Annotated in this window: 23 protein-coding genes, 1 other RNA gene and 1 pseudogene; 11 read left to right on the forward strand and 14 right to left on the reverse strand. The window is 57.9% G+C overall.

Going from position 1 to position 24346, the window contains the following annotated elements:
* Positions 1-10: 10 nt before the first annotated feature.
* The 3 genes from recJ to xerD are packed head-to-tail and all read right to left on the reverse strand — an operon-like array spanning position 11 to position 3388.
* A complete protein-coding gene (recJ, locus tag ACQG1Y_RS19050; RefSeq protein WP_017382886.1) occupies positions 11-1744 on the reverse strand; it encodes a single-stranded-DNA-specific exonuclease RecJ in 1734 nt (577 codons plus the stop codon).
* Between the two features lie 5 nt (positions 1745-1749).
* Positions 1750-2463: a bifunctional protein-disulfide isomerase/oxidoreductase DsbC gene (dsbC, locus tag ACQG1Y_RS19055; RefSeq protein WP_003863443.1), complete on the reverse strand. Its 714-nt coding sequence runs from the start codon at positions 2461-2463 to the stop codon at positions 1750-1752.
* 28 nt (positions 2464-2491) lie between these two features.
* Positions 2492-3388, reverse strand: a complete 897-nt coding sequence (xerD, locus tag ACQG1Y_RS19060) for a site-specific tyrosine recombinase XerD (protein WP_003863442.1) — start codon at positions 3386-3388, stop codon at positions 2492-2494.
* 101 nt (positions 3389-3489) lie between these two features.
* On the opposite strand from xerD, the gene fldB reads away from it, so the two are divergent.
* Positions 3490-4011 (forward strand): flavodoxin FldB, encoded by a 522-nt coding sequence (gene fldB, locus ACQG1Y_RS19065; protein WP_015571793.1) that lies wholly within the window; start codon positions 3490-3492, stop codon positions 4009-4011.
* A gap of 1 nt (position 4012) precedes the next feature.
* On the opposite strand, the gene ACQG1Y_RS19070 is transcribed toward fldB, so the two are convergent.
* Together ACQG1Y_RS19070 and sdhE are read right to left on the reverse strand one after the other, a co-directional pair.
* On the reverse strand, positions 4013-4423 hold the full coding sequence (locus tag ACQG1Y_RS19070) for a protein YgfX (protein ID WP_017382887.1): 411 nt from the start codon (positions 4421-4423) through the stop codon (positions 4013-4015).
* Positions 4404-4670: an FAD assembly factor SdhE gene (sdhE, locus tag ACQG1Y_RS19075; RefSeq protein ID WP_003863437.1), complete on the reverse strand. Its 267-nt coding sequence runs from the start codon at positions 4668-4670 to the stop codon at positions 4404-4406. Before sdhE ends, ACQG1Y_RS19070 begins: the two co-directional genes overlap by 20 nt.
* A 294-nt stretch (positions 4671-4964) precedes the next feature.
* Between sdhE and ygfZ the strand changes: the two genes are divergently transcribed.
* On the forward strand, positions 4965-5945 hold the full coding sequence (gene ygfZ / locus ACQG1Y_RS19080; RefSeq protein ID WP_017692714.1) for a tRNA-modifying protein YgfZ: 981 nt from the start codon (positions 4965-4967) through the stop codon (positions 5943-5945).
* A 111-nt stretch (positions 5946-6056) separates the two neighbouring features.
* Here the strand turns inward: ygfZ and trhA are convergent, their stop codons facing one another.
* Positions 6057-6716 (reverse strand): PAQR family membrane homeostasis protein TrhA, encoded by a 660-nt coding sequence (gene trhA, locus ACQG1Y_RS19085; protein ID WP_003863433.1) that lies wholly within the window; start codon positions 6714-6716, stop codon positions 6057-6059.
* A gap of 266 nt (positions 6717-6982) precedes the next feature.
* On the opposite strand from trhA, the gene ACQG1Y_RS19090 reads away from it, so the two are divergent.
* The 6 genes and pseudogenes from ACQG1Y_RS19090 (at position 6983) to ACQG1Y_RS19115 (ending at position 12900) form a co-directional block, all read left to right on the forward strand.
* Positions 6983-7714, forward strand: a complete 732-nt coding sequence (locus ACQG1Y_RS19090; protein ID WP_015571796.1) for a MurR/RpiR family transcriptional regulator — start codon at positions 6983-6985, stop codon at positions 7712-7714.
* Between the two features lie 116 nt (positions 7715-7830).
* Complete coding sequence (locus ACQG1Y_RS19095) at positions 7831-9264, forward strand: 6-phospho-beta-glucosidase (protein ID WP_426736961.1); 1434 nt, start codon at positions 7831-7833, stop codon at positions 9262-9264.
* Positions 9265-9388: 124 nt separating this feature from the next.
* Positions 9389-9748: a hypothetical protein gene (locus ACQG1Y_RS19100; protein ID WP_022649310.1), complete on the forward strand. Its 360-nt coding sequence runs from the start codon at positions 9389-9391 to the stop codon at positions 9746-9748.
* 48 nt (positions 9749-9796) lie between these two features.
* Positions 9797-11806, forward strand: a pseudogene (locus ACQG1Y_RS19105) (protein-disulfide reductase DsbD family protein).
* Position 11807: 1 nt separating this feature from the next.
* Positions 11808-12410 (forward strand): DsbA family protein, encoded by a 603-nt coding sequence (locus ACQG1Y_RS19110; protein ID WP_032669266.1) that lies wholly within the window; start codon positions 11808-11810, stop codon positions 12408-12410.
* Positions 12400-12900, forward strand: a complete 501-nt coding sequence (locus ACQG1Y_RS19115; RefSeq protein ID WP_017382895.1) for a protein disulfide oxidoreductase — start codon at positions 12400-12402, stop codon at positions 12898-12900. Before ACQG1Y_RS19110 ends, ACQG1Y_RS19115 begins: the two co-directional genes overlap by 11 nt.
* 2 nt (positions 12901-12902) lie before the next feature.
* Here ACQG1Y_RS19115 and ACQG1Y_RS19120 read toward each other — a convergent pair whose 3' ends face one another.
* The 8 genes from ACQG1Y_RS19120 to ACQG1Y_RS19155 form a co-directional block, all read right to left on the reverse strand.
* Complete coding sequence (locus tag ACQG1Y_RS19120; RefSeq protein WP_015571798.1) at positions 12903-13646, reverse strand: SDR family oxidoreductase; 744 nt, start codon at positions 13644-13646, stop codon at positions 12903-12905.
* A 70-nt stretch (positions 13647-13716) separates the two neighbouring features.
* Positions 13717-16590: an aminomethyl-transferring glycine dehydrogenase gene (gcvP, locus tag ACQG1Y_RS19125; RefSeq protein WP_163278370.1), complete on the reverse strand. Its 2874-nt coding sequence runs from the start codon at positions 16588-16590 to the stop codon at positions 13717-13719.
* A gap of 124 nt (positions 16591-16714) precedes the next feature.
* Complete coding sequence (gene gcvH, locus ACQG1Y_RS19130; RefSeq protein ID WP_006811885.1) at positions 16715-17104, reverse strand: glycine cleavage system protein GcvH; 390 nt, start codon at positions 17102-17104, stop codon at positions 16715-16717.
* Positions 17105-17127: 23 nt separating this feature from the next.
* Positions 17128-18222, reverse strand: coding sequence for a glycine cleavage system aminomethyltransferase GcvT (gcvT, locus tag ACQG1Y_RS19135; protein ID WP_058689567.1), 1095 nt, complete (start codon positions 18220-18222; stop codon positions 17128-17130).
* A 397-nt stretch (positions 18223-18619) separates the two neighbouring features.
* The gene (ubiI, locus tag ACQG1Y_RS19140) at positions 18620-19822 is read right to left on the reverse strand and encodes an FAD-dependent 2-octaprenylphenol hydroxylase (RefSeq protein WP_047050791.1); all 1203 of its coding nucleotides are present in this window, start codon (positions 19820-19822) and stop codon (positions 18620-18622) included.
* A 12-nt stretch (positions 19823-19834) separates the two neighbouring features.
* Positions 19835-21013: a 2-octaprenyl-6-methoxyphenyl hydroxylase gene (ubiH, locus tag ACQG1Y_RS19145; RefSeq protein ID WP_032669263.1), complete on the reverse strand. Its 1179-nt coding sequence runs from the start codon at positions 21011-21013 to the stop codon at positions 19835-19837.
* Positions 21010-22323 carry a Xaa-Pro aminopeptidase gene (gene pepP / locus ACQG1Y_RS19150; protein WP_026080576.1) on the reverse strand — a complete coding sequence of 438 codons (1314 nt, stop codon included), beginning with the start codon at positions 22321-22323 and terminating at the stop codon, positions 21010-21012. The genes ubiH and pepP overlap by 4 nt, the downstream gene beginning before the upstream one ends.
* A gap of 31 nt (positions 22324-22354) precedes the next feature.
* The gene (locus ACQG1Y_RS19155) at positions 22355-22933 is read right to left on the reverse strand and encodes a YecA family protein (RefSeq protein ID WP_003860099.1); all 579 of its coding nucleotides are present in this window, start codon (positions 22931-22933) and stop codon (positions 22355-22357) included.
* Between the two features lie 167 nt (positions 22934-23100).
* Between ACQG1Y_RS19155 and zapA the strand changes: the two genes are divergently transcribed.
* The 3 genes from zapA (at position 23101) to ACQG1Y_RS19170 (ending at position 24276) form a co-directional block, all read left to right on the forward strand.
* Complete coding sequence (zapA, locus tag ACQG1Y_RS19160; protein WP_003860096.1) at positions 23101-23430, forward strand: cell division protein ZapA; 330 nt, start codon at positions 23101-23103, stop codon at positions 23428-23430.
* 41 nt (positions 23431-23471) lie between these two features.
* A non-coding RNA gene (ssrS, locus tag ACQG1Y_RS19165) (6S RNA) lies at positions 23472-23655 on the forward strand.
* A 24-nt stretch (positions 23656-23679) separates the two neighbouring features.
* Complete coding sequence (locus tag ACQG1Y_RS19170; RefSeq protein ID WP_368740744.1) at positions 23680-24276, forward strand: 5-formyltetrahydrofolate cyclo-ligase; 597 nt, start codon at positions 23680-23682, stop codon at positions 24274-24276.
* The last annotated feature ends 70 nt before the right edge of the window (positions 24277-24346 follow it).

Consider the following 24346-nt stretch of genomic DNA (forward strand, 5'->3'; position numbering starts at 1 on the left):
ATTACTGACGCTAAATTGGCCAGATATTGTCGATGATGATCTGAAGGGAGCGGTTACCGCGGAACTCGTTAATATCCAGCTTATAGGCCAGCTCAACCTCGCGCACGCCGTTGTCCGGCCAGATGGAGGTATCAACGTTAAAGGCGATGCCGTCGAGCAGCGGTCCGCCGCCGACCGGTTCCACCATCACTTTGAGATGGCGTTCGCCCACGATGCGCTGTTGCAGCAAACGAAAACGTCCGTCGAAAAGCGGCTCCGGGAACATCTGCCCCCACGGGCCGGCATCGCGCAGCATCTGCGCCACCTCCATGGTCATTTCAGCCGGTGAAAGCTCACCGTCAGAAACCACTTCACCCTGCAACAGAGCCGGATCGATCCACTCGGTGACCAGTTCGCCAAACAGACGCTGGAATTCGTCGAACTTCGCCTCTTCCAGCGACAGGCCTGCCGCCATCGCGTGACCGCCGAACTTAATCATCAGGTTCGGATGCAGCGTATCCAGACGCTCCAGCGCATCGCGCATATGCAGACCCTGAATGGAACGACCGGAGCCTTTCAGCGTGCCGTCCCCGGCGGGGGCGAACGCTATCACCGGGCGGTGGAAACGCTCTTTAATGCGCGACGCCAGAATGCCCACCACGCCCTGGTGCCATTCAGGGTGATACATCGCCAGCCCGCCCGGCAGGGTATCGCCGCTGCGCTCCAGCTTTTCGCACAGGGTCAGCGCTTCGGCCTGCATCCCCTGCTCAATCTCTTTACGGGTCTGGTTGAGTGCGTCCAGCTCACTGGCCAGCACGCGCGCTTCGCCGATGTTGTCGCACAGCAGCAGCGCAACGCCAACCGACATATCATCCAGCCGCCCCGCCGCGTTCAGGCGCGGGCCGAGGGCAAAGCCTAAATCGCTTGCCGCAAGCTTCAGCGGATCGCGGTTGGCAATTTCCAGCAGCGCCTTAATCCCCGGACGGCATTTACCTGCCCGAATGCGGCTTAAGCCCTGCCAGGTGAGAATACGGTTATTGGTATCGAGCGGCACCACGTCCGCCACGGTTCCCAGCGCCACCAGATCGAGATACTCCGCGAGGTTCGGCACGGCAATCCCGCGCGATTCGAACCAGCCCTTATCACGCAGCAACGTGCGTAACGCCAGCATCAGATAAAATGCCACCCCTACTCCGGCCAGCGATTTCGACGGGAAATCGCAGTCGCGCAGGTTCGGGTTAATGATGGCTTCGGCGGCAGGCAGGGTTTCGCCTGGCAGGTGGTGATCGGTGACCAGTACCGGGATCCCCAGCGCATGGGCATGATCGACCCCCGCATGAGAGGAGATCCCGTTATCCACGGTCATGATCATCTGTGCGCCACGGGCGTGGGCCTGATCGACCACTTCCGGGCTGAGGCCGTAGCCGTCTTCAAACCGGTTCGGCACCAGGTAAGTCACGTTATCGCAGCCCAGCGCACGCAGGCTGAGCACGCTCAACGCGGTACTGGTTGCGCCGTCGGCATCGAAATCGCCCACCACGACAATCCGCGTGCCTTCCCGGAACGCGTCGTAGAGCATTTCAGTCGCTTTTTCGATGCCACTCAGCGCTTGCCAGGGCAGCATGCCTTTGACGCTGCGCTCAAGATCGCTTGCCGTACGCACGCCACGGCTGGCGTACAGCCGCTTTAACAGCAGCGGAAGCGTGTCTGGTAAATCCGCGGTTTCACCCGCATCGCGGCGGCGCAGTTTTATCGGGGCTTTCACGCGAATTATTTACCACCCATCTGTTTCTGGTGCTCGTCGAGGAACGCCTTCATCTCTTTTGGCCCCTGGTAGCCCGGCACCACGTAGCCGTTACTCAGCACAATGGCTGGCGTACCGCTCACGCCAAACTGTACGCCCAGCGCGTAGTGGTTAGCGATGTCGATATCGCAGGACGCGGGCTTCACGCCTTTGCCGTTCATCGCGTCATCAAAGGCCTTGTTGCGGTCTTTCGCACACCAGATCGCTTTCATATCCTGCTCAGGCTGGCTCTGCACGCCGGCACGTGGGAAAGCCAGGTAACGCACGGTAATGCCCAGCGCGTTGTAGTCTTTCATCTCTTCATGCAGCTTGTGGCAGTAGCCGCAGGTGATGTCGGTGAAGACAGTAATAACGTGCTTTTCCTGCGCCGCTTTGTAGACAATCATCTCTTTTTCGAGCGCGTTCAGGTTTTTCATCAGCAGCTGGTTAGTGACGTTCACCGGCTGCGCGCCGCTCACGTCGTACATAGGCCCCTGAATGATGTGTTTGCCGTCTTCGGTCACGTACAGCACGCCGCTGTTGGTCAGCACCGTTTTCATGCCAGCCACCGGCGCTGGCTGGATCTCGCTGCTGGCGACGCCGAGTTTCGTCAGAGACTGTTTAATGGCGGCATCATCCGCATGGGCAAAACCGGAAACCGAAGCTGCCAGCAGGGTGAACAGCGCTAAAGACTTTTTCATATTTGTTCCTGTAACAATTCGTCGGCACTCACGCGCGAGGGTGGTGCTGTTGGTGTAGCTGCCGCAGGCGTTCCGTCGCGACATGGGTGTATATTTGCGTCGTTGAAAGATCGCTGTGTCCAAGCAACATCTGCACCACGCGTAAATCAGCGCCGTGGTTTAACAGATGCGTCGCGAAGGCGTGACGCAAAACGTGCGGCGACAGCTTCTCACTGTCAATACCCGCCAGTGTGGCGTAATGTTTAATGCGATGCCAGAACGTTTGTCGCGTCATCTGCTGCGCGCGCTGGCTCGGGAACAATACATCTATGGAGACGCCGTTCAGCAGCCATGGACGCCCGTGTTCCAGATACGTCTCCAGCCAGTAGACCGCCTCTTCACCCAGCGGCACCAGCCGTTCTTTGTTCCCTTTACCGATAACGCGCACCACGCCCTGACGCAGGCTGATATCGCTCATCGTCAGGCCCACCAGCTCGGAAACGCGCAAGCCCGTGGCATACAATAGTTCAAGCATGGCTTTATCGCGTAACTCCAGCGGAAGGTCAACTGCGGGCGACTGTAATAATCTCTCAACTTGTGCTTCGCTGAGATCTTTTGGCAGCCGCTGAGGCAGTTTAGGCGATGCCAGCAGTGCGCTGGGATCATCCGCGCGGATCTTCTCGCGGTACAGGTGCTGGAACAGGCGGCGCATGGCGCTCAGCAGACGTGCAGAGCTGGTGGCTTTGTACCCCCCTTCCATCCGCTCAGCCAGTAACCCTTGCAGGTCATCGCTTTGCGCGCTTTCAAGCGTCAGCCCACGATGTGCCAGCCACTCGACCAGCAGCGTGAGATCCCGACGATAGGCGCTGAGCGTATTTTCAGCGAGGTTTTTCTCCAGCCACAGCGCGTCGAGAAACTGTTCGATGAGTGCGAGATCCTTTTCCACATCAGCCCCTTTGGTTCTGCAATCTGGCCATTATGCCTGAATGCCATCGGTTTCTGGTACACTACGCGCAAAGTCATAGCAAGAATTGAGATAGTTACGCGATGAATATTGGTCTGTTCTATGGTTCCAGCACCTGCTACACCGAAATGGCGGCGGAGAAAATTCGTGACATCATTGGCCCGGAACTGGTGACGCTGCATAACCTGAAAGATGACGCGGTTGCCTTGATGGAGCAGTACGATGTGCTGATTCTGGGTATCCCTACCTGGGACTTTGGTGAGATTCAGGAAGACTGGGAAGCCATCTGGGATCAGCTCGATTCAGTCAATTTTGAAGGCAAAATCATTGCGATGTACGGCATGGGCGACCAGTTGGGCTACGGGGAGTGGTTCCTTGACGCACTCGGCATGCTGCACGACAAACTGGCGCCAAAGGGCGCGACCTTTATCGGCTACTGGCCTACGGAAGGCTATGAGTTCACCAGTCAAAAACCGATTATTGCCGACGGTCAGCTGTTTGTCGGGCTCGCGCTGGATGAAACCAACCAGTACGATCTTAGCGACGAGCGCCTCCAGAGCTGGTGCGAGCAGATTCTGGGTGAGATGGCCGAGCAATTCAGCTGATTTACTCCTGCGTCGGCTGTTGCACGATCAACCGGCGCAGATCTCGCCACTCCGCGGGATCCATACTGTCTGCGGCCAGCCACAGGTGCTGGCGACGGTTATCCTCGACCCGACGCAGCCGTAGCATCATCCCGGTATTAAGCATCCACGGCGTCCCCATCATCTCCCACTCTTTTCCCTGCCAGCGCAGGCGAGAATCCATCAGCAGCTTAATTTCACCCTGACGGGCGTTGATTCGACGCTGGCTGCGCACGCTGTCAAACACCACAAACGACAGCAATAGCAACCACAGAGGGGTATAGCTAAGCGGCCACGGCACCAATAACACCAGTGCCGCCACCAGCCCGTGGAGCAGTAAGGACATCCACTGTGAGCGCCACGAGACGCGAAGATCAGATTGCCACAGGACCACGTTCCTGATTCCGTGTTTGAATTAATTGCACCATCCGTTGCAACTCGGTGTCGGCGGGCTTGCCGTGATTCATCAGCCAGTTGAATAAATCCGGATCGTCAGACTCAAGCAGACGGACAAACAGGCGCTTATCGTCATCGCTTAAGCTGTCGTACTCATACTCGAAGAAAGGCATGATGGAGATATCAAGTTCACGCATGCCGCGACGGCACGCCCAGTGAATACGGGCCTTGTTGTTAATATCCATGTTCTGTTTCCTGCATTACGTTTGGCACAGTCGGTATCCCGTTTGGTATTCATTATTGCTCTCCGGGAACACCTGCTAGTGTAACGTGTTTTTGACCGTTTCTTTACTGGAATATTGCGAACCTCGAGCAGGCTCCCTGAATAATCCTTATAAAGACAGCGGATTACACTATTTTGCGTAGCGCCACGCATAACCGCGTAATGGCACGAATGGCCTGCTGAAAGCGCTTGCATTGAATACAGTCTCTTTTACCATTAGGTATTATCAAAGCGTTAAGCAATTCAGGACATCACTATGGCATTTACACCATTTTCTCCTCGCCAGCCCGCCGCCTCTGCGCGTCTGCCGCTGACGCTGATTACTCTTGATGACTGGGCACTGGCGACACTGACTGGTGCGGACAGTGAAAAATACCTGCAAGGCCAGGTCACGGCGGACGTGGCGCAGTTGACTGAGCACCAGCATCTGCTGGCCGCGCATTGCGATCCAAAAGGCAAAATGTGGAGCAACCTGCGTCTGTTCCGCCGTCAGGACGGATTCGCCTTTATTGAGCGCCGCAGCCTGCGTGACGCCCAGCTTAAAGAGCTGAAAAAATACGCGGTCTTTTCTAAAGTCACCATCGCCCCGGACGATGAACACGTTCTGCTGGGGGTCGCGGGTTTCCAGGCGCGTGCAGCGCTGAAAAACCTGTTTGCCGAGCTGCCGGATGCTAAAAAACAGCTGGTCAGCGAGGGAGCGACCTCCATTCTGTGGTTCGAACACCCGGCGGAGCGCTTCCTGCTGGTAACCGACGAAGCAACGGCGGAACGCGTCACTGACGCCCTGCGCGGTGAAGCACAGCTCAACAACAGCCAGCAGTGGCTGGCGCTGAACATCGAAGCGGGCCTGCCGGTGATTGACGCGGCAAACAGCGCGCAGTTTATCCCGCAGGCGACAAACATCCAGGCGCTGGGTGGTATCAGCTTTAAGAAGGGCTGCTACACTGGTCAGGAAATGGTGGCGCGTGCGAAATTCCGCGGCGCGAACAAACGCGCCCTGTGGACACTGGCTGGTCACGCCAGCCGTGTGCCGGAAGCGGGTGAAGATCTTGAGATGAAGATGGGCGAAAACTGGCGCCGTACCGGCACCGTGTTAGCCGCCGTCCAGCTCGATGATGGCCGCCTGCTGGTGCAGGTTGTCATGAATAATGATATGGAGCCCGACAGCGTGTTCCGCGTGCGGGATGATGCAAACACGCTCAGCATTGAGCCGCTGCCGTATTCTCTGGAAGATTGATGCTGTATCGCCCGGTGGCGCTGCGCTTACCGGGCCTACGGTGTTGATATTCTCCCTCTCCCTGTGGGAGAGGGTCGGGGTGAGGGCATCAGACCGCACCTTACAAAAAAACTACACCTGCCCAACATACAGATAAATTGCCAGGAAGTGACACACGCTGCCGCCCAGCACAAAGCCGTGCCAGATGGCATGGTTGTACGGAATACGCTTGCAGACGTAGAAAATAACGCCCAGCGAGTAGACCACCCCGCCCACCGCCAGAAGCGTCACGCCCCCCACCGCCAGCTTAATGGCTAACTGATACACCACAATCAGCGACAGCCAGCCCATTGTCAGATAGGTAACCAGCGACAACACTTTAAACCGGTGCGCAATGGTCAGCTTAAACAGGATCCCCAGCAGCGCCAGGCTCCAGATCACAATCATCAGGCCACGCGACAGCGGTGAGTTGAGCCCCACCAGCAAAAACGGCGTATAGGTACCCGCAATAAGAAGATAGATAGCGCAGTGGTCAAATTTCTTGAGCCATATCTTCGCCCGTTGATGCGGAATAGCGTGATACAGCGTTGAGGCCAGGAAAAGCAGGATCATACTCCCGCCATACAGACTGTAGCTGGTAATGGCCATCGCGCTGGCGTTGGTATCCACTGCCTGTACCAGCAATAACACTAAGCCGACAATCCCAAAAACCAGACCAATGCCGTGGCTTATACTGTTGGCTACTTCCTCAGCCAGCGAATATCCCTGTGCGATTAATGGTCTGCTCACCATACTTAACTCCGGGAAAACAAAAGATGATTATTCATCGCCAGTCTATGCTAACTGAGAATGATTCCAGTGAACACCTGTTAGCTAAAATAAATCCACATTCAAGATTTATCCTTATAAATCAGCATAATGTAAAAACAATCCACCGCACAGGTGTAAATGATTTCATTAACATCTAAGTAATCAAGGAGATAAATCCGTCTCCCGCCCTTCGTCATCATGGTATGCTTCAGGAATAGTGTCCGACAGCGAGTTTAGCCATTGTGAGTATGTTCAGCCATTCCGCCATTGCCAGCCTCAACAATCTGGAAATGATGGTCTACAACTATGTCATTAAGAACCGCGATAAAGTGATGTACATGACCATCCGCGAGCTGGCGGATGCGGCGGGCGTTTCCACTACCACTATCCTGCGCTTCTGCCGCAAGCTCAACTGCGATGGTTACTCGGAATTTCGGGTGCGCTTTAAACTCTATCTGGAGCAGAACGAGCCGCAGCAGGCGAATTTTGGTGCCAGTGAAATCATCAGCTTCTTTAAAAGCGTAAATAACGAAGAGTTTGATGCGCTATTAGATAACGCGGTCGATATTATTTTATCATCTGAACGAATTATTTTTGTCGGTGCGGGCACCTCCGGATCGCTGGCAAAATATGGCGCACGTTTCTTTTCAAATATCGGGAAATTCAGTAACCATATCGACGATCCTTATTTCCCGGTCACTAACGACATGGCTAAAAATGCGCTGGCCATTGTACTCTCCGTCTCCGGCGAGACCGAGGAGATCCTGCGCTTCGCCAGCCAGTTCAGCCTGCACCACTGCAAGGTGCTCTCAGTCACCAGCCACGAACATTCACGTCTCGCAAAGCTGGCGGACTTTAACCTCTCCTGGCACGTACCGCAAACGCGCATTGGCGGCGTTTACGATATCACCACGCAAATTCCCGTCATCTATATTCTGGAATCATTAGGCCGGAAACTGGCGAAGAAATTAACAGAATAAAACATCCTGTTTTTTTGATGTGACAAATTACAATTTCCGCAAAATGTTATATCGTGACATTTAATTCCGCTTTGCTAGACTCGAAATCAATAAGTCCTGAATTGAGAATAGCAAAGATGAAAAAACTCACCTTACCGAAAGATTTTTTATGGGGCGGCGCGGTAGCGGCGCACCAGGTTGAAGGCGGCTGGAACAAAGGCGGCAAAGGGCCAAGCATCTGCGACGTGCTCACCGGCGGCGCACACGGCGTTCCGCGAGAAATCACGCAGGAAGTGATTGAAGGCAAATATTACCCCAACCACGAAGCCGTCGACTTCTACGGCCATTACAAAGAAGACATCAGGCTGTTTGCCGAGATGGGCTTCAAATGTTTCCGTACCTCCATCGCCTGGACGCGCATCTTCCCGAAAGGCGACGAAACTCAGCCAAACGAAGAGGGGCTGAAGTTTTACGACGACATGTTCGATGAACTGCTGAAGTACAACATCGAGCCGGTGATCACCCTTTCCCACTTTGAAATGCCGCTGCACCTCGTTCAGGAATATGGCGGATGGACCAACCGTAAAGTGGTCGATTTCTTTGTGCGCTTCTCGGAAGTGGTATTTGAGCGCTACAAAAATAAGGTCAAATACTGGATGACCTTCAACGAAATCAACAACCAGCGCAACTGGCGTGCGCCGCTGTTCGGCTACTGCTGCTCTGGCGTGGTCTATACCGAGCACGACAACCCGGAAGAGACCATGTACCAGGTGCTGCACCACCAGTTCGTGGCCAGCGCGCTGGCGGTGAAAGCCGCACGCCGCATTAACCCGGAAATGAAAGTCGGCTGCATGCTGGCGATGGTGGCGCTCTATCCATACTCCTGCAAGCCAGAAGATGTCATGTTCGCTCAGGAATCCATGCGCGAGCGCTACGTCTTCACCGACGTACAGCTGCGCGGCTACTACCCGTCTTACGTGCTGAACGAGTGGGAGCGCCGTGGCTTCTCCATCAAAATGGAAGCGGGCGACGAGCAGATCCTGCGTGAAGGCACCTGCGATTACTTAGGTTTCAGCTACTACATGACCAACGCGGTCAAAGCGGAAGGCGGTACCGGTGACGCCATTTCCGGCTTCGAGGGCAGCGTGCCGAACCCACACGTCAAGGCGTCCGACTGGGGCTGGCAGATTGATCCGGTAGGCCTGCGCTATTCGCTGTGTGAACTGTACGAACGTTATCAGAAGCCGCTGTTTATCGTGGAAAATGGTTTCGGCGCCTACGACACTGTAGAAGAGGACGGCAGCATCAACGATGACTATCGCATCGACTACCTGCGCGCCCACGTGGAAGAGATGATGAAGGCGGTGACCTGGGATGGCGTGGATCTGATGGGCTACACACCGTGGGGCTGCATCGACTGCGTCTCCTTCACCACCGGCCAGTACAGTAAGCGCTACGGCTTTATCTACGTCAACAAGCACGACGACGGTACCGGTGACATGTCCCGCTCCCGTAAGAAGAGCTTTGAGTGGTATAAAACCGTCATTGCCAGCAACGGCAAAACGCTGTAATGGCTCGCCCTCTCTGCAAGCGGAGAGGGCAAACCGCTTATCTTCCAGACACTTCTTTACAGCTTTTGCGTTGCCAAAATATGTTCGCCCGATAATATAGGCGTCCTGAATATTTGAGGCGAACATGATCAAGCGACAACGCAACGCTATCCTGCTTGTAGCCCTGGCCTGCCTGGTGGTGCTGATATGCACCGCCCAGCGGATGGCCGGGATGCACGCGCTTGTCATGAACGTCACCGCCACGAGCCAGTCTGTCCAGCAGGGGCAGGAGAGTGCCGACGCACCGGTAACCCCGTGTGAGCTTAGCGCTAAGTCGCTGATGTCGGTCCCGCCTGTTTTGTTTGAAGGCGCCCTGATTGCCGTCACCCTGCTGCTGGCGTTGCTGGCAGCCAGTCCACCGCGCCGCGAACGGCAGTGGCCTCCCCGCGTTATCTCCCCGCCCCGGTTAAGGGTGCATCTGCGATTATGCGTCTTCCGTGAATGAGCCTTCGCCTGTTACTTCAGGTTAATTCATCATTTACGGAGAAAATTTATGTTTACTGTATTCAGGCGACTGCTGGTCTGCCTGCTTTGGCTATGGCTGCCCCTCAGCCAGGCTGCCGACAGCGGCTGGCTGCGCGCCGCCGATAATCAGCACGCCAGCGTCAGGCTGCGTGCGCAACCCGAAAGCACTGGCGAAACCCGCCTGCTGCTGGACGTCGCCCTGCAAAAAGGCTGGAAAACCTACTGGCGCTCGCCGGGCGAAGGCGGCGTCGCCCCCGCGATTAAATGGCATCAGCCCGTCGAGGCGATCTGGCGCTGGCCTGTGCCGCAGCGTTTCGACGTCGCGGGCATCACCACGCAGGGCTACCACGGCGATGTCAGCTTTCCCATCACTCTGCGGGGCGACGTCCCGAAGATCCTGAGCGGCGTACTGACGCTCTCCACCTGTAGCAACGTCTGTATTCTTACCGACTACCCGTTTTCGCTGAACATGACCGCATCCGCAGGCGCCGGTTTTGATTACGATTTCAGTCGGGCCATGGGCACCCTTCCGCTCAGCGGCGGGTTGACCTCAACGCTTAACGCCACCTATGCCCCCGGCAAGCTGACCGTAACGGCGCAGCGTGACGCAGGCTGGCAGGCGCCGTCCCTGTTTATCGACGGTATGGATGATGTTGATTTCGGCAAACCGGCCCTCACCGTGCGCGGTGACTCGCTGGTCGCCACCGTGCCCGTGACGGACAGCTGGGGCGAGGCCGCGCCCAACCTCAGCGGCAAAACCCTGTCGCTGGTTCTGGCCGATAGCGGGCAGGCACAGGAGTCCAGCCTGAGCATTCAGCCGGGGAACGCCGCGCCGACGCTCTCGTTAGGCTGGGTGCTGCTGATGGCGCTGGCGGGCGGTCTGATCCTTAACGTCATGCCCTGCGTACTGCCCGTGCTGGCCATGAAGCTAGGCACGCTGATGCAAACCGAACGGCAGGCGCGGAGTCAGGTACGCCGACAGTTTCTTGCGTCGGTAGCCGGGATCGTGATCTCGTTCCTCGCGCTGGCGCTGATGATGACGGTTTTACGCTTAGGCAATCAGGCGCTCGGCTGGGGGATCCAGTTCCAGAATCCGTGGTTTATTGGCGCGATGGCGCTGGTGATGGTGCTTTTCAGCGCCAGCCTGCTGGGGTTGTTTGAAATCCGTCTCCCTTCCGGCGCCAGCACCTTCCTCGCCACGCGCGGCGGCAACGGGCTTGCGGGTCATTTCTGGCAAGGCGCGTTTGCCACGCTGCTGGCGACGCCCTGCACCGCGCCGTTCCTGGGTACGGCGGTCTCGGTCGCGCTGGCGGCGCCGCTTCCCCTGCTGTGGGGGATCTTCCTGGCGATGGGTATCGGCATGAGCCTGCCGTGGCTGCTGGTGGCGGCCTGGCCGGGGCTGGCCCAGCGGTTGCCGCGTCCGGGACGCTGGATGAACGTCGTACGCGTAGTGCTGGGGATGATGATGCTCGGCTCATCGCTGTGGCTGCTGAGCCTGCTGACGGTGCACATTGGCAGCCTGCCCGTCATCACGCTGGGCGTGTTCCTGATCCTTACGCTGCTGCTGGTCACCGCCTGGCGCTACCGCTGGCAAACGGCACTGCGCGCCGGGGTATTAGCTGTAGTGGTGGCCGGGGCGGTCGCGTTTGTATCCGGTTCCGGCGGCGAGGGTTCCCGCCGCGATCGTATTCACTGGCAGCCGCTCAGCGAGCAGGCCATTGCCCGCGCGCTGGCGGAGAACAAACGGGTGTTCGTCGACGTGACCGCCGACTGATGCGTGACCTGTAAAGCCAATAAATACAACGTGCTGCTGCGCGACGACGTGCAGGATGCGCTCTCCGCCCCGGACGTTGTCGCCCTGCGCGGCGACTGGAGCCGCCCCTCAGATACCATCAGCCAGTTCTTAACCACGCGCGGCAGCGCCGCCGTGCCGTTTAACCAGATCTACGGACCGGGATTACCGCAGGGCCACGTGCTGCCTGCGTTGTTAAGCCGCGAAGCGGTGCTGAGCACCCTGTCCGATGCAAAAGGAAAATAACATGAGAGCCTTCGTTGCCTTACTTCTGCTGTCGTTATCAACGTTCGGTTTCGCCGCACCTTCTGATGACGCTTCCAGCGACCAGCTGGCAAAACTGCTGTTTAACGACCCCAACAGCCCGCGAACCGGCGCGACATCGCCGAAGCTGACCATCGTCTCCTTCACTGACTACAACTGCCCGTATTGCAAGCAGTTCGACCCAATGCTTGAGAAAATCGTGCAGGAAAATCCCGACGTGCAGCTCATCGTCAAACTGCTGCCGTTCAAGGGACAAAGCTCGGTAAATGCCGCGAAAGCGGCACTCTCAACGTGGCAGCAGGCGCCGGATAAATTCTGGGCGCTCCACCAGCGGCTGATGATGAAAAAGGGCTATCACGATGACGCCAGCATCGCCGCCGCGAAGGTAAAGACCGGAACGGACAGCATTAAAAAGGATGATAAAACCATGGACAGCCTAAAGATGAACCTCATCCTGGCGCAGGTGCTGAATATTCAGGGTACCCCGGCGACCATTATCGGCGACCAGATGGTGGCGGGCGCAATTCCGTATGACGACCTGGAGGGGCTGGTCAAAGAACAGCTGGCAAACGCCCGTGGCAAGTAAGCTTCCGCGCCTGCTGCGCGAGCTGGGCGTATGGCTGCTGATTGGCGTAGCCGTGAGCCTGGCGGTGGACTATTTCCGCCAGCCCGCGCTGCCGCAGAATTTCTCCGCGACGGCACTGCACACCCTCGACGGCCAGCCCGTCGATCTTATCGCCATGAGTAAGGAGCGACCGCTGCTGGTCTACGTCTGGGCGACATGGTGCGGCGTCTGCCGCTACACCACGCCGTCGGTGGCGGCGCTTGCCGCGGACGGGGGTAACGTGATGTCGGTTGCGCTGCGCTCGGGCGATAACGCGACGCTCGAAACCTGGATGAGGAAGAAGAAGGCGACGATGCCCACGGTCAACGACGCCAGCGGAGAACTGGCGCGTGAGTGGGACGTTAAGGTTACGCCAACGCTGGTGGTGATCTCTCACGGTGAGGTGAAGTCGATCACCACCGGCTGGACCAGCGGCTGGGGAATGCGCCTGCGGCTGTGGCTGGCGTCGTAGCGTTACTTCCCGCCAGCCAGCTCCAGGAAGCTACCGGTGACATAGGAGGCTTTGTCGCTCAGCAGCCAGACAATGGCCTGGGCGACCTCCTCCGGCTGACCGCCACGCTGCATCGGTAACATCGACTTCACCCGATCCACACGCCCCGGCTCGCCGCCGGAGGCGTGAATATCGGTATAAATCAGGCCTGGCCGCACGCCGTTAACGCGAATGCCCTGCGCCGCCACCTCCAGCGCGAGGCCGGTGGTCAGGGAATCCACCGCCCCTTTTGAGGCGGCATAATCCACATATTCCCCCGGCGCGCCCAGCCGTGATGCCGCCGAGGAGACATTCACAATCGCGCCGCCCTTGCCGCCGTGTTTATGCGACATGCGCTTAACCGCTTCACGGCAGCAGAGAAAATAGCCGGTGACGTTGGTAGCCAGCACGCGGTTAATACGTTCAGCGGAGAGGTTTTCGATGGTGGATTGTTCAAACAAAATCCCGGCGTTGTTCACCAGCGCGGCGAGCGGCTCACCTTCGCGATCGATGCTGTCGAACATCGCCATCACCTGCGCTTCATCGCTGATGTCCGCGCGTACGGCAAAGGCTTTACCGCCCGCGTCCACGATCTGATTAATGACGTCCGTCGCGGCTTTGATGTTGTGATGAAAATTCACCGCAACGGTGTAGCCTTCGCTTGCCAGCTGTAGCGCGGTGGCTTTACCAATACCCCGGCTGGCGCCGGTGACCAGTGCAATTGCCATTCTTTTCTCCCAATAAAAAAGCCGGGTAGCGGCTTCGCCTTACCCGGCCTACGTTACTACAGGAACAACGTTACTGGTATTCGCTCATCGGCACGCAGGAGCAGAACAGGTTACGGTCGCCGTAAACATCATCAAGACGTTTCACGGTTGGCCAGTATTTGTTTGCCACACCTGCCGGGAAGACAGCCAGCTCGCGGGTATAACCGTGGTTCCACTCTGCCACCAGTTCGTTCTGGGTATGCGGCGCGTTCACCAGCGGGTTATCTTCCAGCGTCCACTCGCCGCCTTTCACGCGGTCGATTTCGCTGCGGATCGCCAGCATGGCGTCGATAAAGCGATCCAGTTCCACCTTGCTTTCAGATTCGGTCGGCTCAACCATCAGCGTTCCCGCAACCGGGAAGGACATGGTTGGCGCGTGGAAGCCGTAGTCGATCAGGCGCTTGGCAATATCCAGCTCGCTGATGCCCGTCTCTTCTTTCAGAGGACGAATATCGAGGATGCATTCGTGCGCCACGCGACCGTCGCGGCCGGTATAGAGCACCGGATAGGCGTCCTTCAGACGCGTTGCGATGTAGTTGGCGTTGAGGATCGCCACCTGGCTGGCCTGCTTCAGCCCTTCCGCGCCCATCATGCGGATGTACATCCAGCTGATTGGCAGGATAGAGGCGCTGCCGAACGGTGCCGCGGAGACCGCGCCCTGACGGGTCAGCATGCCTTCAATCTGCACCACGCTGTGGCCCGGCACAAACGGTGCCAGGTGCGCCTTCACGCCGATTGGGCCCATGCCCGGGCCGCCACCGCCGTGCGGAATGCAGAACGTTTTATGCAGGTTCAGGTGCGACACATCCGCGCCAATAAAGCCCGGAGAGGTGATGCCCACCTGGGCGTTCATGTTTGCGCCGTCGAGGTAAACCTGGCCGCCGAACTTATGCACCACTTCACACACTTCACGGATAGTTTCTTCGTACACGCCGTGGGTGGACGGGTAGGTCACCATGATGCAGGAGAGTTTGTCGCCCGCCTGCTCGGCTTTGGCGCGCAGGTCGGCCAGATCGATGTTGCCGTTTTTGTCGCACGCCACAACCACCACTTCCATTCCTGCCATCTGGGCAGAAGCCGGGTTGGTACCGTGGGCAGAGCTTGGGATCAGGCAGATATCACGGTGGCCTTCATTGCGGCTTTCGTGATAGTGACGGATCGCCAGCAGACCAGCGTATTCACCCTGCGCACCGGAGTTCGGCTGCATGCAGAGCGCGTCGTACCCGGTCAGCTTCACCAGCCAGTCGGAGAGCTGGTTGATCATCATGTGATAACCTTCCGCCTGCTCAGCCGGGCAGAACGGGTGCAGCTCAGAGAATTCAGGCCAGGTAATTGGGATCATCTCAGCCGCGGCGTTCAGCTTCATGGTGCAGGAGCCCAGCGGGATCATCGCCTGGTTCAGCGCCAGATCTTTACGTTCCAGAGAGTGCATGTAACGCATCATCTCAGTTTCGCTGTGATAGCGGTTGAACACCGGGTGAGTCAGGATCGCGTCGTCGCGCAGCATGCTTTCCTGAATGGAGCGGCTGTCGAGCGCAACCTCTTTGTCGAGCGTATCAACGTTCAGACCGTGTGCGTCACCCAGCAATACGTTGAACAGGGTCAGGATATCGTCACGGGTGGTGCTTTCGTCCAGCGTAATGCCGACCGCATTGTGAATGTCGCTGCGCAGGTTGATTTGCGCTGCCTCGGCGCGCGCCAGCACGGCCGCTTTGTCTGCCACCTCGACGCACAGGGTGTCGAAGTAGTGCTCATGACGCAGCCTGAGACCTTTCTGTTGCAGACCGCAGGCCAGGATATCGGCCAGACGGTGGATGCGGCTGGCAATACGTTTCAGGCCAGCCGGACCGTGGAACACCGCGTACAGGCTGGCAATGTTAGCCAGCAGCACCTGCGAGGTACAGATGTTGGAGTTCGCTTTCTCGCGGCGGATATGCTGCTCGCGGGTCTGCATCGCCATGCGCAGCGCGGTGTTACCGGCGGCATCTTTCGATACGCCGATAATACGGCCTGGCATGGAACGTTTAAATTCATCTTTCGCGCCAAAGAACGCCGCGTGCGGGCCGCCGTAGCCCATCGGCACGCCGAAACGCTGAGCTGAGCCGAAGACAATATCCGCGCCCTGTTTACCTGGCGCGGTCAGCAGCACCAGCGCCATAAAATCAGCGGCGACGCTAACAATAACCTTACGGGATTTCAGCTCGGCGATCAGTGCGCCGTAGTCGTGCACTTCCCCGGTGGTGCCCACCTGCTGCAACAGCACGCCGAAGACGTCCTGGTGATCCAGCACTTTTTCAGCGTCGTCGACAATCACCTCAAAGCCGAAGGTTTCCGCACGGGTGCGCACCACGTCCAGCGTCTGGGGATGCACGTCCGCCGCCACGAAGAAGCGGTTGGCGTTTTTCAGCTTGCTCACGCGCTTCGCCATCGCCATCGCTTCGGCGGCGGCGGTCGCTTCATCCAGCAGCGAGGCAGAGGCGATATCCATACCGGTCAGATCCAGCGTCACCTGCTGGAAGTTCAGCAGCGCTTCCAGACGGCCCTGGGAGACTTCTGGCTGATACGGGGTGTAAGCGGTGTACCAGCCCGGATTTTCCAGCATATTACGCAGGATCACCGGCGGTAACTGCACGTTGGTGTAGCCCATGCCAATGTAAGACTTATAGCGCTTGTTAAGGCCGGCGATGGCCTTCAGCTCCGCCAGCGCGGCGAACTCCGTCGTGGACTCGCCTACCTGCGGCGGCGTAGCAAGCTGGATGTCTTTTGGCACGATCTGGCCGATCAGTGCGTTTAATGAATCCGCGCCAACTGTCTTCAGCATCTCCTGCTGTTGCTGAGCATCCGGCCCAATGTGACGTTCAATGAAAGCGCCACGGTTTTCAAGCTGGCTTAAAGTCTGTGTCATGAGCGATGGTTCCTGAAACGTGCAGTGAATTTAAGTTCCCTCTCCCTTTGGGAGAGGGTTAGGGTGAGGGGAAGATTGGCACCCTCACCCCTGCCCTCTCCCAAAGGGAGAGGGGGATTACTGATTACTCGTCTTCTAACAGTGCTTCGTACGCGGTCGCATCCAGCAGCGCGGCAACCTGCGCTTCGTCGCTGGCTTTGATCTTGAAGATCCAGCCGCCTTCATACGGTTCGCTGTTGACCAGCTCCGGGGAGTCGCTCAGCGCGTCGTTCACGGCAACAATTTCACCGCTCACCGGGGCGTAGATGTCAGAGGCCGCTTTAACGGATTCCGCTACCGCACAGTCGTCGCCTGCGCTCACGGTTGCGCCCACTTCCGGCAGATCAACAAACACCATGTCGCCCAGCAGCTCCTGCGCGTGCTCGGTGATCCCAACGGTGTAAGTGCCGTCCGCCTCTTTGCGCAGCCACTCGTGTTCTTTGCTGTATTTCAGTTCTGCTGGCACATTGCTCATTGAAGTTCTCCTGATAAAAATAGTTAGGCGACCGGCTTACCGGCGCGAACAAAAATCGGTTTGGTCACGTTGACCGGCATTTCGCGGTTGCGGATCTGCACCACCGCCGTTTCGCCAATCCCCGCCGGCACGCGTGCCAGGGCAATACTGTAGCCGAGCGTCGGGGAGAACGTTCCGCTGGTGATCACGCCTTCGCGATGATTGCCATCGGCATCGGTGAAGCGTACAGGCAGCTCGCCGCGCAGAACGCCTTTTTCTTTCATCACCAGGCCTACCAGCTGTTCAGTGCCCTTCTCGCGCTGCATCTCCAGCGCTTCACGACCAATAAAATCACGGTCAGCCGGTTCCCACGCAATGGTCCAGCCCATGTTGGCCGCCAGCGGAGAGACGCCTTCGTCCATCTCCTGACCGTAGAGGTTCATCCCCGCTTCCAGACGCAGCGTATCGCGCGCGCCCAGCCCCGCAGGCTTCACGCCCGCCTCCACCAGCGCACGCCAGAAATTAGCGGCCTTCTCGTTTGGCATGGCAATTTCGTAGCCCGCTTCACCGGTGTAGCCGGTGGTGGCGATAAACAGATCCCCCGCCTGCACGCCGAAGAATGGCTTCATGCCTTCGGTGGCTTTGCGCTGCTCGTCGCTGAACAGAGACGCGGCTTTCGCCTGGGCGTTTGGCCCCTGCACCGCAATCAGCGACAGATCGTCACGAACGGTGATGTCTATGGCGTAAGGTTCAGCGTGTTGGGAAATCCAGGAGAGGTCTTTTTCGCGGGTGGCGGAGTTTACAACGAGGCGGAAGAAATCTTCGGTGAAGTAGTAGACGATGAGGTCGTCAATCACGCCGCCAGAGGCATTGAGCATGCCGGTATAGAGCGCTTTGCCCGGCGTCTTCAGTTTGGCGACGTCATTTGCCAGCAGATAACGCAAAAACTCCCGGGTGCGGCTACCGCGCAGGTCGACAATCGTCATATGAGACACGTCGAACATACCGGCATCGGTGCGCACCGCGTGGTGCTCATCAATCTGCGAGCCGTAGTGCAGCGGCATCATCCAGCCGTGGAAGTCCACCATGCGGGCGCCGCACAACACGTGCTGTTCGTACAAAGGAGTCTGTTGAGCCATCTTTTCCTCGTTGAAAAATTCACCGTGAAACCCGGTGTCGGCCTCGCGATCGGGGGCCGACGCAAACGTTCTCTTTTACCTGAACTTACCACCGAAACCGGCGGTTAACCATAAGGTAAAACGGGTCATCACATTAGCTTATGACCAAAAATCGCTGAAAAGCCTACAGAGTTATTCACTGGGAAAATGCGATTAAACCCGCATAAAATTAACAATGATCTAACAGAATTTAGCAGATGGTGATATTTCATGCGGAAAAACGGGCCGAATTTCCGTAACATAAAAATAGTTAGATTAGATTTTCTAATGCGAAAAATGACGTGAAATTAGATTATTTCAAACGAGGAAATTTCCCCGGCGCGGAGGCCGGGAAAATAAAGTGTGACGGGGATCGAGATTAACGTAACCAGTCGGGAAGATCGTTGAGGCCCATTGCCTGACGAAGAAGCTGCGGTTTTACGCCGGGAAGGGTGTCGGCCAGCTTGAGGCCAATATCGCGCAGCAGTTTTTTCGCCGGATTCGCTCCGGCAAACAGCTCGCGGAAGCCCTGCATTCCCGCCAGCATCATCGCCGCACTGTGTTTGCGGCTGCGCTCGTAGCGACGCAGATACAGATGCTGACCAATATCTTTGCCTTCCCGATGCAGGCGACGCAGCTCTTCAACCAGCTCAGCCGCGTCCATAAAGCCGAGGTTCACCCCCTGCCCGGCCAGCGGATGAATGGTATGCGCCGCATCCCCCACCAGCGCCAGACGGTGCGCGGCAAACTGACGCGCGTAGCGACCGGTTAACGGAAACGTCTGGCGTTCGCTTTCAAGCGTGCACAGGCCCAGACGGTTATCAAACGCCACGCATAGCGCCTGACTGAAGGCATCCGGCGTCGCCTCCTGCATCTGCTGCGCTTTCTCCGGCTCTAAAGACCAGACGATGGAGCAGAGATGCGGATCGGCAAGCGGCAGGAAGGCCAGAATGCCGTCATTATGGAAAATCTGGCGCGCCACGCCGCCGTGCGGCTCTTCGGTGCGGATTGTGGCCACCAACGCGTGATGGCGGTAATCCCAGAAGGTCAGCGGAATATCCGCTTTGTTACGCAGCCAGGAATTGGCGCCGTCGGCACCCACCACCAGACGCGCGGTCAGCATGTCGCCACTTTCAAGAGTGATAAACGCGTCGTTTTCGCCCCACGCCACCTGCTGAAGTTTCGCCGGTGCGATCAGCGTGACGTCGCTGCACTGCTGCGCTTTCTGCCACAGCGCGTGGTGGATCACCGCGTTTTCAACGATGTGTCCAAGGTGGCTGTAGCCCATGCTTTCATCGTCAAACGCGATACGGCCGAAGCTGTCTTTGTCCCACACTTCCATGCCATGGTAACAGCTGGCACGCAGCGCCACGATTTCAGACCAGACGCCAAGGTGCGTCAGTAGCTTTTCGCTGGCGGCATTGATCGCCGAGACGCGCAGCTCCGGCGGTGCATCCTGCGCCACAGGCTGCGGCGCTTTTTGCTCAAGCACGGCCACGCGCAGGCCGCTGCCCTGTAAACCACAGGCCAGCGCCAGTCCTACCATTCCGCCACCCACAATGGCGACATCAACATTTTGCACGGTCAATACTCCTTAACGCGCGACCCAACCCAGGGTCCGCTGCGCCAGCACGTCACGTGCCGGAATGAACAGTTCCATCGCCATCAGCCCAAGGTTGCGACCCGCAACCAGCGGTGCCCAGCGATTGGCAAACAGGTGGACTAAACCGTCGGTGACGCCAATGGTCGCCGCTTTGTCCGCCTGGCGTCGTTTCTGGTAATGGCTCAGCACCGAGTATGCGCCACAATCCTGTTGTTCGCTCCACGTCCGGGCCAGTAGCTCTGCCAGGCTTATCACGTCACGGAGGCCAAGGTTGAAGCCTTGCCCGGCGATGGGGTGCAGCGTCTGCGCGGCGTTGCCGACCAGGGCGACGCGATGGGAGACAGTCTGCGATGCGGTCGTCAGCGCGAGCGGATAGGCCACGCGTTTTCCGGCATGGGTGATGCGCCCAAGCCGCCAGCCGAAGGCTTTTTGCAGCTCGGAACAAAAACGTTCGTCGGACCAGGAGAGAACCTCATCGGCCCGATCCTGCGCATGGCACCATACCAGCGAGCAGCGCCCGTTCGACATCGGCAGCATGGCCAGCGGGCCGTGCTCCGTGAAGCGCTCAAATGCCCTGCCGTTATGCGCGCCAGCCGTAGAGACGTTAGCGATGACCGCCGCCTGCCCATAGGGTTCAGAGCGCCATTCGACGCCGCACTGCGTGGCGATCGCGGAGCGTGAACCATCTGCCGCCACCAGCAGTTGCCCCTCCAGCGTGGTGCCGTTGTCCAGCGTCACGCTGACGGCCTCGTCACGACGGCTAAAGCTGGCGACGCGCGCCGGACAGTGCAGCGTGACGCCAGGCGCGTCCTGTAACAGACGGAACAGCCGCAGCCCTACGTTATGCAGCTCGACAACCTGCCCCAGCGCCTCGATCCGGTAATCGTGGGCATCCAGCGTCACAAACCCGGCATGCCCGCGATCGCTGACGTGAACGGTGCCGATCGCCGTTGCGCAATCCGCTATCGCCTGCCAGATCCCAATACGCGCAAGCTGCTGACAGGTTCCCTGCGCCAGCGCGATAGCGCGGGCGTCGAAACCGGGATGATCGGCCGCCTGCGGCGCGACCGCCTCGACGAGATGCACCGGAAGCTGGCCCTGGGTTAACTGCGAAATAGCCAGCGCCAGAGTAGCGCCGGTCATGCCTCCGCCAACGATGATTACGCTCATCCGCGTGCCGCCGCCATCAGCGCCTCGATGTCGTCAGCTTTTTTCACCACGGTCGCGGTCAGGTTTTCGTTACCGGTTTCGGTGATGACGATATCATCTTCAATACGAATGCCGATCCCGCGGTACTGTTCCGGCACGTCGGCATCCGGCGCGATGTACAGCCCCGGCTCAACGGTCAGCACCATGCCAGGCTCCAGCACGCGCGAACGTTCCGGACCGTATGCCCCGACGTCATGCACATCCAGCCCCAGCCAGTGGCTCAGGCCGTGCATAAAGTACGGACGATGGGCGTTTTCGGTTATAAGGGTGTCCACATCGCCTTTCAGAATGCCGAGCTTCACCAGCCCGGTAATCATGATGCGCACCACCTCGCCCGTAACCTCCTGGATGGAGGTGCCAGGACGGAACAGCGTCAGCGCGGTCTCCAGAGACTCAAGCACGATGTCATAGATTTCACGCTGCGCGGAGGTGAATTTACCGTTCACCGGGAAGGTACGGGTGATGTCGCCCGCGTAACCCTGATATTCACAGCCGGCGTCAATCAGCACCAGATCGCCGTCGCGCAGTTCACTTTCGTTTTCGGTGTAGTGCAGAATGCAGCCATTTTCCCCGCCGCCTACGATGGTGTTATAGGACGGGAAGCGCGCGCCGTGACGGTTAAATTCATGGTGAATTTCGCCTTCAAGCTGGTACTCGAACATACCGGGACGGCACTTTTCCATGGCGCGGGTATGCGCCAGGGCGCTGATTTCGCCCGCGCGGCGCATCACGTTCAGCTCTTCTTCAGACTTGAACAGGCGCATCTCATGCACCATCGGTCGCCAGTCCGTCAGGGTGGCGGGTGCAGACAAATTCTGACGTGAGCCTTTACGCAGCTTATCCAGCGCGGTGAAAACAATGTCATCCGCATACGCGTATTCGCCCTGGGCGTGATAGAGCACGTCCAGACCGTTCAGCAGTTGGTAGAGCTGCTGGTTGATTTCGCTGTAGGCCAGCGCGCGGTCCACGCCCAGTTTTTCTGGCGCCGCCTCCTGTCCTAAGCGGCGGCCAAACCAGATTTCCGCGGTCAGATCGCGCACGCGGTTAAAAATCACGCTGTGGTTGTGGGTGTCATTGCTTTTAATCAGCACCAGTACCGCTTCCGGCTCGTTAAACCCGGTGAAGTACCAGAAATCACTGCTCTGGCGATAGGGGTATTCGCTGTCGGCGCTGCGCGTCACTTCCGGCGCGGCGAAAATCAGGGCAGCGCTTCCCGGCTGCATTTTTGCCAGCAGCGCCTGACGACGGCGAGAATACTCTTGACTGGAGATAACCATGACACCCTCCTGTGCGTTATTTTTCTTAGTGTAATGTTGGCTTGCGAACTTCCGGCGCGGTCGGCTGCGAGCGCGTAAAGTTGTCGTGGCACAGCAGAGACGCCACGCGTACGTACTCGATAATCTCTTCGAGAGACATCTCCAGCTCCTCCTGGTCTTCGTCTTCATCGTAGCCGAGCTGGGCGATGTTGCGCAGATCGTCGATCGCTTCACCCGCTTCGCCGGTCACTTTATCCAGTTTAGGCTGGGTTACGCCCAGGCCAAGAAGATAGTGGTTTACCCAACCCGCGAGCGCATCAGCGCGATCGAAGACGCTGACATCGTCGCCTTCAGGCAGATAAAGCTGAAAAAGAAAGCCATCGTCTTCCAGGGAATCGCTGGTTGCGGCGTGCATTTTACGCAGCGCTTCCGCCAGTTCGTGGCCAAACGCCAGCCCTTCGTTGGTGAGGTCGTGGATCAGCGGCTGCCATGAGCTGTCGCTGTTTCCGCCGCACAGTATGCCGCTGATCAGACCGTGCATTTCGGCAGGGGTCAGACCGACTCCCTGCTGGTTCAGTAACTGGTTTAAATCCTTGTAACCAGGCATTTCGTTCTGTATAGACATACGCATTCGTCATCAAAGGGAGGATATTCATGATATGCTACCACTTTGGACCCTGGTGATACCAGAAAAGGGCTTGTATCTTCACATCAGGGTAGCTATAGTGTCGCCCCTTCGCAGCCCCCGGGGCAGTATGCGAAGGCAGCGCAGTCAATCAGCAGGAAGGTGGCATGTCTGCACAACCCGTCGATCTCCAGATTTTTGGCCGTTCACTGCGAGTGAATTGTCCGCCTGAACAAAGGGATGCCTTGAATCAGGCTGCGGACGATTTGAATCAGCGGTTGCAAGATCTAAAAGAACGCACTAGAGTCACAAATACTGAGCAGCTGGTTTTCATCGCCGCGTTGAACATCAGCTATGAACTGACTCAGGAAAAAGCGAAGACCCGCGATTACGCGGCAAGCATGGAGCAGCGCATTAAAATGCTCCAGCAGACCATAGAACAGGCATTGCTTGATCAAGGTCGCAGTCCCGAAAGACCGGGACCAAAGTTTGAATAACACTTCTCAGTTGACTATGGTAGAGTAACTGTGAAGACAAAATTTCTCTGAGATGTTCGCAAGCGGGCCAGTCCCCTGAGCCGATATTTCATACCACAAGAATGTGGCGCTCCATGGTTGGTGAGCATGCTCGGTTCGTCCGAGAAGCCTTAAAACTATGACGACACATTCACCTTGAACCAAGGGTTCAAGGGTTACAGCCTGCGGCGGCATCTCGGAGATTCCCTCTCTTTTCTTCTACCGACTACCATGACTCAACTCCCTGAAGTTTCTGCTTCACGCCAGGACATCCGTCAGCTTATTCGCCAGCGTCGTCGCGCCCTAAGCGCCGAGCAACAGGCACAGTTTGCTCAGCAGGCCGCCGCCCGCATGATGGCCTATCCCCCTGTGGTGATGGCAAACACCGTCGCCCTGTTTATCTCGTTTGATGGTGAGCTGGATACCCAACCGCTTATCGACCAGCTCTGGCGCGCCGGGAAAAAAGTTTACCTGCCGGTTCTGCATCCCTTTAGCCCGGGCAATCTGCTGTTTCTGCACTACCATCCGCACAGCGAGCTGGTGGTGAATCGTCTGAAAATCACCGAACCCAAACTCGACGTGCGCGACGTGCTCCCGCTTTCCGGGCTGGATGTGCTGATTACGCCGCTGGTGGCGTTTGACGAGCAGGGCCAGCGATTAGGCATGGGCGGGGGATTCTATGACAGGACGCTACAAAACTGGCAGCAGTACGGATTGCAGCCGGTGGGGTATGCGCATAATTGCCAGGGCGTGGAGGCATTACCCGTAGAGAAATGGGATGTGCCGTTGCCGGCGGTGGTGACGCCCAGTAAAACCTGGACCTGGTAGAACAAAGCCGGGTGGCGGCTACGCCTTACCCGGCCTACATAAATCCTCGAACATTACAGGTCGGGTAAGC

This window comes from Enterobacter cloacae complex sp. 397G4 (assembly GCF_050031515.1).
GTDB classification, from domain to species: Bacteria; Pseudomonadota; Gammaproteobacteria; order Enterobacterales; family Enterobacteriaceae; genus Enterobacter; species Enterobacter hormaechei_C.